Source organism: Amycolatopsis sp. cmx-4-83 (assembly GCF_046548815.1).
GTDB classification, from domain to species: domain Bacteria; phylum Actinomycetota; class Actinomycetes; order Mycobacteriales; family Pseudonocardiaceae; genus Amycolatopsis; species Amycolatopsis pretoriensis_A.
This window is the reverse complement of record NZ_JAEBEF010000005.1, coordinates 289,167-302,023: the sequence shown is the minus strand read 5'-3', so window position 1 is coordinate 302,023 and position 12,857 is coordinate 289,167. Positions and strand designations below refer to the sequence as shown.

The 12,857-nt window shown below is 72.7% G+C and carries 14 protein-coding genes; 10 read left to right on the top strand and 4 right to left on the bottom strand.

All coding sequences use genetic code 11. From position 1 onward, the window contains the following. Positions 1–24: 24 nt before the first annotated feature. Together ACLJQM_RS17215 and ACLJQM_RS17210 are read left to right on the top strand one after the other, a co-directional pair. Positions 25–489, top strand: a complete 465-nt coding sequence (locus ACLJQM_RS17215) for an Lrp/AsnC family transcriptional regulator (protein WP_410632011.1) — start codon at positions 25–27, stop codon at positions 487–489. Next, positions 473–997 carry an adenylate kinase gene (locus tag ACLJQM_RS17210; protein WP_410632010.1) on the top strand — a complete coding sequence of 175 codons (525 nt, stop codon included), beginning with the start codon at positions 473–475 and terminating at the stop codon, positions 995–997. Before ACLJQM_RS17215 ends, ACLJQM_RS17210 begins: the two co-directional genes overlap by 17 nt. Before the next feature lie 2 nt (positions 998–999). On the opposite strand, the gene ACLJQM_RS17205 is transcribed toward ACLJQM_RS17210, so the two are convergent. Beyond that, positions 1,000–1,476 carry an Lrp/AsnC family transcriptional regulator gene (locus tag ACLJQM_RS17205; RefSeq protein WP_247019213.1) on the bottom strand — a complete coding sequence of 159 codons (477 nt, stop codon included), beginning with the start codon at positions 1,474–1,476 and terminating at the stop codon, positions 1,000–1,002. A 58-nt stretch (positions 1,477–1,534) separates the two neighbouring features. Between ACLJQM_RS17205 and ACLJQM_RS17200 the strand changes: the two genes are divergently transcribed. Continuing rightward, the gene (locus ACLJQM_RS17200) at positions 1,535–2,653 is read left to right on the top strand and encodes a trans-sulfuration enzyme family protein (protein ID WP_410632008.1); all 1,119 of its coding nucleotides are present in this window, start codon (positions 1,535–1,537) and stop codon (positions 2,651–2,653) included. Here the strand turns inward: ACLJQM_RS17200 and ACLJQM_RS17195 are convergent. After that, complete coding sequence (locus ACLJQM_RS17195; protein WP_247019217.1) at positions 2,650–2,856, bottom strand: FmdB family zinc ribbon protein; 207 nt, start codon at positions 2,854–2,856, stop codon at positions 2,650–2,652. The genes ACLJQM_RS17200 and ACLJQM_RS17195 overlap by 4 nt on opposite strands. A gap of 305 nt (positions 2,857–3,161) precedes the next feature. Here ACLJQM_RS17195 and ACLJQM_RS17190 point away from each other — a divergent pair, with 305 nt between their 5' ends. From ACLJQM_RS17190 to ACLJQM_RS17180, 3 genes are all read left to right on the top strand, one after another. Continuing rightward, entirely contained in the window at positions 3,162–4,286 is a 1,125-nt protein-coding gene (locus tag ACLJQM_RS17190; protein ID WP_410632007.1) for an alkaline phosphatase family protein, read from the top strand. 95 nt (positions 4,287–4,381) lie between these two features. Then, entirely contained in the window at positions 4,382–5,482 is a 1,101-nt protein-coding gene (locus ACLJQM_RS17185) for an NAD/NADP octopine/nopaline dehydrogenase family protein (protein WP_410632006.1), read from the top strand. 839 nt (positions 5,483–6,321) lie between these two features. After that, entirely contained in the window at positions 6,322–6,630 is a 309-nt protein-coding gene (locus tag ACLJQM_RS17180; protein ID WP_360765538.1) for a hypothetical protein, read from the top strand. 36 nt (positions 6,631–6,666) lie between these two features. Here the strand turns inward: ACLJQM_RS17180 and ACLJQM_RS17175 are convergent, their stop codons facing one another. Continuing rightward, entirely contained in the window at positions 6,667–7,206 is a 540-nt protein-coding gene (locus ACLJQM_RS17175) for a GNAT family N-acetyltransferase (RefSeq protein ID WP_410632005.1), read from the bottom strand. Here ACLJQM_RS17175 and ACLJQM_RS17170 point away from each other — a divergent pair. Next, positions 7,205–7,990 carry an alpha/beta fold hydrolase gene (locus tag ACLJQM_RS17170; protein WP_410632004.1) on the top strand — a complete coding sequence of 262 codons (786 nt, stop codon included), beginning with the start codon at positions 7,205–7,207 and terminating at the stop codon, positions 7,988–7,990. The genes ACLJQM_RS17175 and ACLJQM_RS17170 overlap by 2 nt on opposite strands. Here ACLJQM_RS17170 and ACLJQM_RS17165 read toward each other — a convergent pair. Continuing rightward, positions 7,978–8,808 carry a phosphotransferase gene (locus ACLJQM_RS17165; RefSeq protein WP_410632003.1) on the bottom strand — a complete coding sequence of 277 codons (831 nt, stop codon included), beginning with the start codon at positions 8,806–8,808 and terminating at the stop codon, positions 7,978–7,980. The two genes, ACLJQM_RS17170 and ACLJQM_RS17165, sit on opposite strands and share 13 nt — an antisense overlap. Before the next feature lie 135 nt (positions 8,809–8,943). Between ACLJQM_RS17165 and ctaD the strand changes: the two genes are divergently transcribed. The 3 genes from ctaD to ACLJQM_RS17150 all read left to right on the top strand — a co-directional run bounded on the left by ctaD (position 8,944) and on the right by ACLJQM_RS17150 (position 12,853). After that, the gene (ctaD, locus tag ACLJQM_RS17160) at positions 8,944–10,731 is read left to right on the top strand and encodes a cytochrome c oxidase subunit I (RefSeq protein ID WP_247019225.1); all 1,788 of its coding nucleotides are present in this window, start codon (positions 8,944–8,946) and stop codon (positions 10,729–10,731) included. A 116-nt stretch (positions 10,732–10,847) separates the two neighbouring features. Next, entirely contained in the window at positions 10,848–12,077 is a 1,230-nt protein-coding gene (gene serB / locus ACLJQM_RS17155) for a phosphoserine phosphatase SerB (RefSeq protein ID WP_247019227.1), read from the top strand. Beyond that, complete coding sequence (locus ACLJQM_RS17150) at positions 12,074–12,853, top strand: peptidyl-tRNA hydrolase (RefSeq protein WP_410632002.1); 780 nt, start codon at positions 12,074–12,076, stop codon at positions 12,851–12,853. Before serB ends, ACLJQM_RS17150 begins: the two co-directional genes overlap by 4 nt. Positions 12,854–12,857: the final 4 nt, after the last annotated feature.

The window sequence follows — 12,857 nt, the reverse complement described above, 5'->3', positions numbered from 1 at the left end:
TGGATCTCGCGGTACATTCGGCGAATGACCGAGAGTCTCGATCAGACGGACTGGGCGATCCTCGTCGAGCTCCAGCGCGACGCCCGGCTGCCGCTCACCGAGCTGGGCCGCCGGGTCAACCTCAGCGCGTCCGCGACGACCGAACGGCTCCGCCGGCTCGAAGCCACCGGCGTGATCACCGGTTACCGCGCGCAGATCGACCTCGGCAAGGTCGGCTACGCGGTGCTCGCCGTCGTCCGGCTGAAGTACCCCGGCAGCCGGCACGAGGCCCTGCACAAGCTGCTCGCCGACCGCCTCGAGATCCTCGAATGCCTGCGCACCACCGGCGACGACTGCTACACGCTCAAGATCGCCGCCGCCTCGATGGCCCACCTCGAGCACACGATGGACGAGCTCGCCCGGTTCGGCAGCACCACCACGAACGTCGTGTACAGCCAGACCCTGCCCTACCGCGGTCCGCAGGAGCCCGCCCGTGACCCCGGTGCCTGAGCGCATCGTCGTCTACGGCGTGACCGGCTCGGGCAAGTCGACGCTCGCCGCCCGCATCGCCGAACGGACCGGCCTGCCCTACGTTTCGGCGGACGACCTGAGCTGGCAGCCGGGCTGGGTGCCGGTGCCGGACGAGGAGCAGCGCCGCCGGATCGCCGAGGTCTGCGCGGGGGAGCGGTGGGTCCTCGACGCCGCGTACGGGAAGTGGCGGGACGTCGTGCTGGCGCGCACCCAGCTCGTGGTGGGGCTCGACTACCCGCGCTGGCTGTCGCTGGGCCGGTTGGTGCGCCGGACGGTGCTGCGCTCGGTGACCCGCGAGCGGATCTGCAACGGCAACGTCGAGTCGGTCCGCCAGGTGTTCTCGGCGGACTCGATCATCCGCTGGCACTTCGCGTCGTTCGCGACGAAGCGCGCGCGGATCCGGGCGTGGGCCGCCGAGTCGCCGGGCCCGGTCGTCGTCCGGCACACCTCCCCGCGCGAGACGCGCCGCTGGCTCGAGAACCTCTGACGTCAGGCGCCGGGAGGTAGCAGCGGGCCGCCGCTCCAGTGCTGGAACACCAGGTTCGTGTGGACGCGGGCCACCTCGTCCCGCGCGGTCAGCTCGTCGAGCACCAGGCGTTGCAGCTCGCCGGCCGAGCTGGTGGCCACGTGGGCGAGGAAGTCGTCCGGGCCGGTCAGGTGGTAGACCGCGCGGACCTCCGGCAGGGACAGCAGGTGCTCGATGAACGGGTCGACCAGCGGGCGCCGGTGGGGGCGGACCTGGACGAACAGGAAGGCCTCCAGCGGACGGCCCAGCTTGGCCGCGTCGACCGAGGCGTGCTGGCCGGTGATCACGCCCGTGTCGCGCAGCCGGGCCACGCGGTCGAGGCACGTCGACGGGGCGATCCCGACGGCGGCCGCCAGGTCCTTGTTCGTGATCCGGGCATCGTTCTGGACGAGACGCAAAATCTCGAGGTCCACCGGACTCAGTTCGACAGAATCGGACATCGGCGAATCATATCCGAGGCTGTTGCCTTGAATCCGGGGAAAGATCGAGCATGCTGCCATGACTTCCTCGCTGCGAACCCGAGCTGTCCACGCCGGCCGTGACGATCTCACGGACCTCGGTGTGCACGCCGCTCCGCTCGACCTGTCCACGACCTACCCGTCCCGCGACAGCGCAGCCGAAGCCGCCCGGATCGACGACTTCGCCGCCGGTGGCGAGCTCGACGGCCCGCCGATCTACGGCCGGGTGGGCAACCCGACGGTGGAGAGGTTCGAGCGGGCCCTCGCCGAACTCGAGGGCTTCGACCACGGCGTGGCGTTCGCCAGCGGGATGGCCGCGGTCTCGGCCTGCCTGCTTTCCGCGGTGGCGCAGGGGAAGCGGCACGTCGTCGCCGTGCGTCCGCTGTACGGCTGCAGCGACCACCTGCTCGAGTCCGGGCTGCTCGGCACGGAGGTGACGTGGGCCGCGCCCGACGCCGTCGCGGCCGCGCTCCGGCCGGACACCGGGCTGGTGTTCGTCGAGACGCCCGCGAACCCGACGCTGGCCGAGGTCGACCTCGCCTCGCTGGCGGCCGCCTGCGGGGACGTGCCTCTGTTGGTGGACAACACTTTCGCGACCCCGGTGCTCCAGCGCCCGGGCCGCCACGGGGCGCGGATCGTGCTGCACAGCGCGACGAAGTTCCTCGGCGGCCACGGCGACGTGATGGGCGGGATCGTCGCGTGTGACGCTTCGGACGCCGCCCGGCTGCGGCAGATCCGCTTCGCCACCGGCGGTGTGCTGCACCCGCTGGCCGGATACCTGTTGCTACGCGGGCTTTCCACGCTGCCGCTGCGCGTCAACGCGGCGTCGGCCACCGCGGCGACGCTGGCCGCACGGCTCGGCGAGCACCCGGCCGTGACGGCCGTCCACTACCCGCGGATCGGCGGGCCGCTGGTGGCGTTCGAGGTCGACGGGGACCCGCACGCCCTGATCGGAGCGGTCCGGCTGATCACGCCGGCGGTGAGTCTCGGCAGCGTCGACACGCTGATCCAGCACCCCGGCTCGATCAGCCACCGGATCGTCGAGGAGGGCGACCGCCACGGAGCCGGGGTGTCGGACCGGCTGATCCGGATGTCCGTCGGGCTGGAGGACGTCGAGGATCTGTGGGCCGACTTGGAGCAGGCGCTGAAGGCGGTCTAGCCGCAGCAGCCGCCACCGCAGCAGCCCCCGCCGGCCGGGGCCGCGGGACCACTCGCGGCTCCGGTGAGGGCGACGGTGGTGAGCAGCTTGACGGTGTCGGAGTGCCCCTCCGGGCAGGGCGCCGGCGCACCGGATTCGCTCATCGGGCGCAGGAGCTCGAAGGTCTCGGTGCACTCGCGGCAGCGGTAGGCGTAGGTCGGCATGGAGCGATTATCGCCGGAGTGCCCGCAGGAAGGGAAGCTGGGCGCCGGAGGGGTTCGGGCCGCGCGGCGGTCGGAAGCTGGGCGCTCCGGCGGGGCTGAGACCGCGCGGCGGTTGGAGCTGGGCGCCGGGGTGGGGCCGGGTCGCGCGGGCAGTGGAGGAGCTGGTGTGGGGCCGGGCCGCGCGGGCGGTTGAGGAGCTGGGCGCCGGAGCAGGACCGGGCCGCGCGGTGGTTGGGGAGCTGGGCGTCGGCCGGGGATTTGGCGCTCGGGCCGCCGGGAGTGGCCGGCGGTGGGAAGCTGGGCGCGTGCAGCCGCCTTCGCTTGCCGATGTTCCTCATCTCGGCCAGGTCGTTCCGTCCCTGCTTGCCGCGCTCGGGGTGCCTGGGTGCGGGAACACCCTTGCCCTACCGGAGGCGCGTAGTGCCGGGGTGCTGCTCGTCGATGGGCTCGGCCGGGAGCTGCTCGCCGAGCACGCCGCCGATGCCCCCGTGCTGACCGAACTCGCCCGCGAGTCGCTGCGGGTGGGGTTTCCGTCGACCACCGCCGCCGGGGTGGCTGCGATCGGTACCGGGCTCGCGTCGGGTGAGCACGGGATGGTCGGCTACACCTTCGAAATGCCCGGCGTGGGCGTGCTCAACGCGTTGCGCTGGTGCAGCCACGAGGACGGCAGTGACCTGCGCGGCGCCCTCCCGCCGCGCGATGTCCAGCCGTTGCCGACGACGTTCGAGCGGGCCGCCGCGGCCGGGATCGATGCCGCGGTGGTGTCCGCCGGGAAGTTCGCCGACACCGCGCTGACCCGGGCCACCCAGAGCGGGGCGCGCTACGCCGGGGTGCACGCGCTGGGCGACCTCGCCGCGCGGACGTTGTCCGTGCTCGACGGGCGCGCGTTCTGCTACTCCTACCACAGCGAACTCGACCTGCTCGGCCACGTCTACGGACCCGGCTCGGCGGCCTGGCGGATGCAGTTGCGGCAGGTCGACCGGCTCGTCGAGTCCATTGTGGACGATCTGCCGGCCGGTGCGCTGCTCGCCGTCGTGGCCGACCACGGGATGGTGACCGTCGACGACAAGCTCGACCTCGAGGACGAGCCGGAGCTGCTGGGAGGCGTCCGGACGTTCGGGGGCGAGGTGCGGGCCCGGCACGTCTACACCGAGCCGGGCGCGGCCGCGGACGTCCTCGCCACCTGGCGGGCCGTGCTCGGCGAGCGGGCCTGGGTGCGCTCGCGGGAGGAAGCCGTCGCCGAGGGGTGGTTCGGGCACACCGTCAGCGACCGGGTGCTGCCGCGCATCGGGGACGTCGTCGCCGCGGCCCGGGACCGGTTCGGGATGGTGCGCGGGCTCGCGGAGGCCGTCGAGTCGTCGCTGGTCGGTCAGCACGGGTCGCTGACCACCGCCGAACAGCTGGTCCCGCTCGCGCTCGCCCAGGGCTGACGGATCCCGGTTTCCGGGAACGTGCCCCGGCGGGAACTTTCCCCCGGCGGGTGCCGACCTGTCCACTGCGTACCGGACTGACGGGAGTGGGCGGAATGAGCGTGCTGAACGGGATCGGGGTCGTCGGGGCCGGCGGCGAGGGACGGGCCGTGGCCGCACACCTCGCCGCGCGGGGGCTGCCCGTGCACCTCTACACGCGGGACCTCGGTGCCGTGGCGGGGATCGCGCGCCGCCGGGAGATCGTCGCGCGTGGTGCGCTGGAGGGCCGGTTCCCGCTGCGGGAGGTGACTTCGGACCCCGCGGGGCTGGGTGGGCGGGCCGTCGTGCTGATCGCCACCGTGACGACCGTCTACCCGGAGGTCGCCGCCCGGCTCGCGCCGCACCTGAGCGCGGGGCAGGTCGTGGTGCTGTTCTCCAGCAAGCTCTGCGGGAGCGTCGAGTTCGCGCACGCGCTCGCCGCCGCCGGGGCACCGGACGTCGACGTCGTCGAGACCGACGCGCTCTTCGCCGCCCGGCCGGCCGGGACCGACGGCGTGACCGTGCTGGGCGCCAAGCAGTGGAACCTCATCTCCGGCAGCACCCCGGCCGCGGTCGGCAGGCGGGCCGGACTGCTGCGCGAGTGGTTCCCGGTGCTGGAGGTCGCGCGCAACCCGGTGGAACGCGGGCTGCACGACTTCGGCGCGGTCGCGCACGTGCCGATCGCGCTCGCCAACCTCGGGACCATCGACCGCGCGGAGGAGCTGCTCTTCTACGTCGACGGCGTCTCGGCGCGCACGATCGCGTTGCTGGAGCGGACCGAGGCCGAGTTCGCGCTGGTCGCGCGGGCTTACGGGGCTCGGCTGATGCCGATGACCGAGGTGCTCGACCGGTACTACGGCTGCCCGGCCACGACGCTGCTGGACGCGCTGCGGACGGTGGAGCCGTACCGGACGATCGCCGCGCCGACCAGCCTCGACCACCGGTTCCTGACCGAGGACATCCGGTCGACTTTGGTGCCGCTGCAGGCGCTCGCGCGGTGCGCCGGAGTGGCGACGCCGGTGGTGGACGCCGCGATCACGATCATGTCGGTGCTCGGCGGGGAGGACTTCCGGCGGACCGGGCGCACCCTGGGGCGGCTCGGGTGGGAGGGGCTCGGCCACGAGGAGATCGTGCGCCGGCTGGGGGTTGGGCGCGGGGTGGCGGACCGGGTGGCTTGAGACCTCGCGGGGCGGGCGGTTGCGGCCACGAGGGGTGCCGGACGGCCGCGGGTAGCGGACCTCGTGGGGTCGGGGTGGCCTTGGCGCGCGGGGACCGAGTGACCTGGGACGCGCGGTGGTAGCGCCGGGTTGCCTGGGAACGCGGCGGGTCGGAGACCCGGGCGGGGTGGGCCGACGGGGCTGGGTTCACAGGGAGGCATGAGGTCGGGTGGGCCGGGTACAGCTCGGAATCTCGCGGGGCTGGGCGGGGGCGGGCCAGGTTGCCGATCGGCGCCGGGTGGAGGTGCCCACGAAGGCGGGAGATGGGCCGGCGGGGCCACCTTGCAGGGCCGGGCAGGCGAGGCGGCACCTGGACCTCGCCGGGTCGGGCGGGCCGGGCCGAGCTGCCGGGCCAGGGGGTGCCGGGGCCTGGCCGGGCCGACAGGTACCGGGCGAGGGGCTGCTGGGCGAGAGGCTGCTGGGCCCCAGAGGGTGCCGGGGTCGGGTCGGCAGGTGCCGAGCCAAGGCTGCCGGGCGAGGGGCTGCCAGGCCAGGGGCGCAGGGGTCGACCGGGCCAGGGGGCGCCGGGGTCGGGCCGGGTCGGCAGGCGCTGGGCCAGGGGGCTGCAGGGCCAGGGGCGACGAGGTCGGGTGGGGCCGGGCCGACAGGTGCCGGGCCCGCCACCGACCCGGAGCCGTCCGACCCGGAGCCGTCCGAACCGGTGGCGGTCGGCCGTGGGCTGCCAGGCCAGGGGCGCGAGGTCGGGTGGGGCCGGGCCGACAGGTGCCGGGCTCGCCGCCGACCCGGAGGCGTCCGGACCGGTGGCGGTCGGCCTGAGCGGTGGCCGTTAACGTGGGTTCGTGCCTCGACGCAACCGTCCCGGCCGCCGCTCGGACGGTGGGCCGTCGCCTGAGCGGGAGCTTGGTGCCGCTACCGGGTGGGCTCGGGCCGAGGCCGGGGCGGATGGTGACTGGCTCGTGCGGACCGTGCCCGGGGCGCAGGCCACCAAGTTCTACCGCTGCCCCGGCTGCGACCACGAGATCCGGCCCGGGACGCCGCACCTCGTCGTCTGGCCCGCCGACGAGACCGGGTCCGTCGCCGACCGGCGGCACTGGCACCGGGCCTGCTGGGACGCGCGGGCCCGGCGGCGGCCGACCCGGCGCCGGTGATCCTTCGCTCTGGAGTTGTCAAACAACGAGCCCGGCTCAGAGCCGGTAGTGCCGCGACATCGCGCCGTCGTACATCTCCTCCGTGTACTCCGTGAAGCCGAGGCGCTCGGCCACCCGCAGCGACGGCTTGTTCGCGATGCTCACGCTCGCCAGCACCGGCACGGACGGGAGGTCGCGGGCGCACCACTCGAGGACCGCCTGCCCGGCCTCGACCGCGTACCCCTTCCCCCACGCCGACGGCCGGAAGCGGTAGCCGAGGTTCAGCACCTTCTCGCCGTGGAACTCCCGCAGCCGGACGCCGCACATGCCGATCACCTCGGTGCCGCCGCGTTCGAGGACCGCGGGGTAGCCGAAGCCGTGGTCGGCCCAGTGCGCCAGCCAGTCCGAGAACATCGCCGAGGCGCGCGGGACGTCGGGCGGGTCGGGGTGGAACCGGTTGGTGCGGGGATCGGTGTGGATGTCGACCATCGCCTGCCGGTCCGCCTCGTGGAGCGGACGCAGCAGCAGCCGGTCGGTTTCGATGTCGGTGAACACATCGGCGAAGCTAGCCCGGGGGTCCGACAAAATGGCCCGCATGACCGAACTGCCGCTGGTCCTCCTCCACGCCTTTCCCCTGGACGCCCGCATGTGGGACGCGGTGCGCGAGCCCCTCGCTTCACACCTTCGGGTGATCACACCGGACCAGCGCGGGCTCGGCCGCTCGCCGCTGCCGGAGTCCGACCGGGAACCGAGTCTCGAAGACGCCGCCCGGGACGTCGTCGCCCTGCTCGACCGGCTGGACCTGGACCGCGTCGTGCTCGGCGGCTGCTCGATGGGCGGCTACCTCGCGATGGCCGTGCTGCGGCTGGCGCCGGAGCGGGTCGGCGGCCTCGTGCTGATCGACACCAAGGCCACGCCCGACACGCCCGAGGCCGCGCAGAGCAGGCTGGACGTCGCCGAGCGCGTCGACCGGGAAGGCATCAAGCCCTGGCTGGCCGAGGTCAACCTGCCGAACCTGCTGGCGGAACCGACCCGGACGGGACGGCCCGAGCTCGTCGAGACCGTCCGCGCGATCATCGAATCCCAGCCGCCCGCCGGCATCTCGTGGACGGCGCTCGCGCTGCGCACCCGGCCCGACTCCCTCGGGCTGCTGCGGGAAGCGGGCGTTCCGACGCTGGTCGTCGTGGGCGAGGCGGACCCGATCACCCCGGTCGCGGCGGCGAGCGAGATGGCCGAAGCCGCCGGCGGCGCCACGCTCGTGGTGCTCCCGGACGTCGGGCACCTGACGCCGCTCGAAGACCCCGCGGGCGTCGTCGAGGCGATCCTGTCCTGGTACCCGGCGACCCACGAAAAGACCCACGAAAAGACTCACGAGAAGTAGGCGGCCAGCGCGGAGCGGGCTTCGGGCAGCCGGTGCGGGAACCGCTTCGCGATGACGTAGCGCCACGCGACGGCGAACAGTTCCCGCAACCGCGTGCACGCGGCGAGGTCCTCGGCGGGCGCCGAGCCGGGGTAGGCGGCCAGGTACTCGGGTCCGCCCTGCCGGGCCAGGATGGCCAGGTCCCAGGCGAGCGGCCCGTGCCAGGTGTCCTCGAAGTCGAGCCAGCACGGGCCGCCGGGCGTCGCGATCAGGTTGCCGGGGTGCGCGTCGCCGTGCAGCGGGCGGCCGGCGGCGTCCGGCAGCCCGGCTTCGACGCGCGCGGCCTCGGCCGCCAGCCGGGGTGCCGCGCCGTCCATCGCGTCGCCGTGGAGCGCGAGGATGCGTTCGAGGTCGTCGAGCGGGCCGCGGCGGGGCAGTTCGCCCGGGTACCCGCGCAACGCCGAGTGCACTTCCGCGAGGGACCGCGCGACGGTGTCCGGTGCGTACCGGTGGCCCGGATCGTGCGGGGTGTGGTGCCAGAGCGTGACCGGCAGCCCGGCCGCGAAATGGGGTCCGGCCGGGGGATCCGTGGTGGGTGAGACGACGCGCACACCACGGTCCGTGAGGAACCTCGAGACGGCGACGTCGCGGGCCAGCCAGGCCGACGGCTCCGGCCGGGCGAGCGCCGTCGTCGCCGGCACCCTCGCCACGAGCGGACCCAGTCTCACCAGCACGTTCGAGCGCTCGTGGAGCACTTCGGGATCGTGCTCGGGCAGGCCGAGCCGGGTGGTCACGGCCAGTGCCGCGCGGACCGCTCCCCGCGTGTGTTCGTCGGTCACGGCCCGATCTTGCCAGCCGGTGCGCGCGACTGTCGGTAGCGAGGGCTACGATCCCCCTAAGCCGCCGGACCGGGTGTTCCCGGGCCCCGGAGGCCGGACGATGACCACCACAAGGTTTCAGTGTTGGAGGCAGGAGTGACGGCCGTAGCCCCCAAGCCGATCGCGACGCGCCCGTACCCCGCGCGCGAGTCGGTCAAGGGTTCGTACCTGCTGCGGTTGTTCCGCACGACGGACCACAAGCAGATCGGGATCATGTACCTGGTCACGTCGTTCGCCTTCTTCATGGCGGGCGGCGCGATGGCCATGCTGATCCGCACCGAGCTGGCGCGGCCCGGGCAGCAGTTCCTCTCGCAGGAGCAGTACAACCAGCTGTTCACCATGCACGGCACGGTGATGCTGCTGCTGTACGCGACCCCGATCCTCTTCGGCTTCGCGAACTTCGTGCTCCCGCTGCAGATCGGCTCGCCGGACGTCGCGTTCCCGCGGCTGAACGCGTTCTCGTACTGGCTTTACCTCTTCGGCGGCCTGATCGTGCTGTCGGGCTTCCTGACGCCGGGTGGCGCCGCCGACTTCGGCTGGTTCGCCTACACCCCGCTGTCGGACGCGATCCACTCGCCGGGCGTCGGCGCGGACCTGTGGATCTCCGGCCTGGTGGTCTCCGGTCTCGGCACCATCCTCGGCGCGGTCAACATGGTCACCACCGTGGTCTGCCTGCGCGCGCCCGGCATGACGATGTACCGGATGCCGATCTTCACCTGGAACATCCTGGTGACGTCGATCCTGATCCTGCTCGCCTTCCCGATCCTGACCGCGGCCCTGATGGGCCTGCTGGCGGACCGGCACCTCGGGGCGCACGTGTTCGACCCCGAAAACGGCGGCGTGATCCTCTGGCAGCACCTGTTCTGGTTCTTCGGCCATCCCGAGGTCTACATCGTCGCGCTACCGTTCTTCGGGATCGTGTCGGAGATCTTCCCGGTGTTCAGCCGCAAGCCGCTGTTCGGCTACAAGAGCCTGGTCTGGGCGACGCTGGCCATCGCCGCGCTGTCCGTCGCGGTGTGGGCGCACCACATGTACGCCACCGGCGCCGTGCTCCTGCCGTTCTTCTCCTTCATGACGTTCCTGATCGCCGTCCCGACCGGCATCAAGTTCTTCAACTGGATCGGCACGATGTGGAAGGGCCAGCTGTCCTTCGAGACGCCGATGATCTTCTCGATGGGCTTCATCGTCACGTTCCTCTTCGGCGGCCTGACCGGCATCCTGCTGGCCGCGCCGGCGATCGACTTCCACGTGTCGGACAGCTACTTCGTCGTCGCGCACTTCCACTACGTGCTCTACGGCACGATCGTGTTCGCCACGTTCGCCGGCATCTACTTCTGGTTCCCGAAGATCACCGGCCGGATGATGGACGAGAAGCTCGGCAAGTGGCACTTCTGGACCACGTTCATCGGCTTCCACGGCACGTTCCTCGTCCAGCACTGGCTGGGCGCGGAAGGCATGCCGCGGCGGTACGCGGACTACCTGACCAGTGACGGCTTCACGACGCTGAACACGATCTCCACGATCGGCGCGTACATCCTCGGTGCCTCGACGCTGCCGTTCATCTGGAACGTCTTCAAGAGCTACCGGTACGGCGAGATCGTCACGGTGGACGACCCGTGGGGCTACGGCAACTCGCTCGAGTGGGCGACCTCCTGCCCGCCGCCGCGGCACAACTTCACCGAGCTGCCCCGGATCCGTTCCGAGCGGCCGGCGTTCGAGCTGCACTACCCGCACATGATCGAGCGCCTCCACAGCGAGGGCGAGATCGGCTTCTTCGGCAAGCAGAAGGTCAACAGCCACGCGGCGCCGTCGCAGGTGCTCACCGAAGCGGTGATCCCGGGCGACCACTCGAACGACAACGCCAGTGAGCAGGGCGACAAGTAAGTACCTGATCGAGTGAGCGCGTGCCCGGCTTTTGTGAAGCCGGGCACGCGCTCTACTTATGTCCGACCCCGGACCGGCAGACTGACCGTGCAGCGTTGCCGAACGAGGGATGACCAGTGACCCAGACCCCCGTCCTGATCACGACGACCGGTCCCGACAAGCCGGGCGTCTCGTCCGTGCTGTTCGCCGTGCTGACCCGGCACGACGTCGACGTGCTCGACGTCGAGCAGGTCGTCATCCGCGGGCAGCTGGTGCTCGGTGTGCTCGCCGGGGTCTACCGCGACCCGGAGGGCCTGCAGGAGTACGTCGAGCAGGCGATGGCGTCGGTCGGCATGACGGTCGACGTCAAGATCGGGTCGGCGATCGGGGACGACCCGTTCGCGCTCGGCCGCCGCGACTCCACCCACGTGCTGGTCGTGCTGGGCCGTCCGGTCACCGCGCGGGGCTTCTCCGAGGTCGCCCGCCGGCTGGCGTCGCTCGGCGCCAACATCGACGCGATCCGCAGCGTCGCCGACTACCCCGTGACCGGGCTGGAGCTGTACGTCTCGGTCGACCGCGACACCCCCGAAGCCGACACCGCGCTGCGCTCGGAGCTCGCCGATGCCGCCGTCGAGGCGGGCGTCGACATCGCCGTGGAGCGGGCAGGCATCACGCGCCGGGCGAAGCGGCTGGTCGTCTTCGACGTCGACTCGACGCTCATCCAGGGCGAGGTCATCGAGATGCTGGGCGCGCACGCCGGGGTCGAGCCGGAGATCCGCGAGATCACCGAAGCGGCCATGCGCGGCGAGCTCAACTTCAGCGAGTCGCTGGAACGGCGGGTCGCGCTGCTGGCGGGCCTGCCGGCGACGGCCATCGACGAGGTCGCCGCGTCGATCGAGCTGACCCCGGGCGCCCGCACCACGATCCGCACGCTCAAGCGGATGGGGTTCAAGACCGGAGTGGTGTCCGGCGGGTTCACGCAGGTCATCGGCGGTCTGGTGGCGGAGCTCGGCCTCGACTTCGCGGCGGCCAACGACCTCGAGATCGTGGACGGCAAGCTCACCGGGAAGGTCGTCGGCGAGGTCGTCGACCGCGCCGGCAAGGCGAAGGTGCTTCGCCGCGTCGCCGGTGAGTACGACATCCCGCTGGAGCAGTGCGTCGCGGTCGGGGACGGCGCCAACGACATCGACATGCTTTCGGCCGCCGGCATGGGCGTCGCGTTCAACGCCAAGCCCGCGTTGCGCGAGGTGGCCGACACCGCGCTGTCGCACCCGTACCTCGATGCCGTGCTGTTCGTCCTGGGGCTGACCCGCGGCGAGGTCGAAGCGGCCGACGCCGCCGACGGGCTCGAGCTGATGCGTCCGTGAGCAGCGTTCTCGACCCGCTGGGCGCCCGCTACGCCTTCTGGCTGGGGCTGCCGGCCGAAGACACGTCAGACACCTCCGACGAGCTCCCGGAGGAAGTCCGCGCGATGCCGGTCATCCTGCGCATCGAACGGGCCGAGCCGCCGGGCCGCACGCCGCTGCTGGAGGCCGCGGCGGCGGCCGCGCTGGCCGTGTGCCTGGACGAGCGGGCCGAGCCCGGCGGCGAGTGGGCCGAGCCGATGCACGCGTGGCTCGACAACCGGATCCGGAAGGTCGCGCGGCGGGCCCGGGGTGCGCACTGGGCGGCGGTGCAGGAGCTGCCGGGCGTCACCGTCGAGGTCGACGGCGCCGAGGCGCGGGCCCTCGTCCCCGGTCTCGTCACCGAGACGCCCAAGGAAGTCGCGCGGCTGCAGATCTCGGGCAGCGAGCTGCCGCCGGACGAGCCGGGCCCGATCCCGGACGGCGTCCCGCTGCTGCTGCTCAACCCGCACGTGCCGATGACCGTCGGCAAGGCCTCGGCGCAGGTCGGCCACGCGACGATGATCCTCGCCGCGCTGCTGGACGACGCCGCGCAGGCCGGCTGGGCCGCGCGCGGCTACCGGACCGCGGTGCGCACGGCGAGCCCCGTGCAGTGGAAGGAACTGCACCCGGGCGACGACCCGGAAGGCGCGTGGCGGCGCGACCGCGTCATCGCCGTGCGGGACGCCGGGTTCACCGAGGTCGACCCGGGCACGATCACGGTTCTCGCTCAGTGGGCGCCGGAACAAGCGCGTCCCTGAGCCG

Bases quoted from the DNA above. Each gene is read 5' to 3' on its own strand.
- ACLJQM_RS17205 (WP_247019213.1), bottom strand. From the start codon at position 1,476: ATGTCCGATTCTGTCGAACTGAGTCCGGTGGACCTCGAGATTTTGCGT.
- ACLJQM_RS17175 (WP_410632005.1), bottom strand. From the start codon at position 7,206: ATGCGGGCCATTTTGTCGGACCCCCGGGCTAGCTTCGCCGATGTGTTC.
- ACLJQM_RS17170 (WP_410632004.1), top strand. From the start codon at position 7,205: ATGACCGAACTGCCGCTGGTCCTCCTCCACGCCTTTCCCCTGGACGCC.
- ACLJQM_RS17185 (WP_410632006.1), top strand. From the start codon at position 4,382: ATGAGCGTGCTGAACGGGATCGGGGTCGTCGGGGCCGGCGGCGAGGGA.
- ACLJQM_RS17215 (WP_410632011.1), top strand. From the start codon at position 25: ATGACCGAGAGTCTCGATCAGACGGACTGGGCGATCCTCGTCGAGCTC.
- ACLJQM_RS17200 (WP_410632008.1), top strand. From the start codon at position 1,535: ATGACTTCCTCGCTGCGAACCCGAGCTGTCCACGCCGGCCGTGACGAT.
- ACLJQM_RS17195 (WP_247019217.1), bottom strand. From the start codon at position 2,856: ATGCCGACCTACGCCTACCGCTGCCGCGAGTGCACCGAGACCTTCGAG.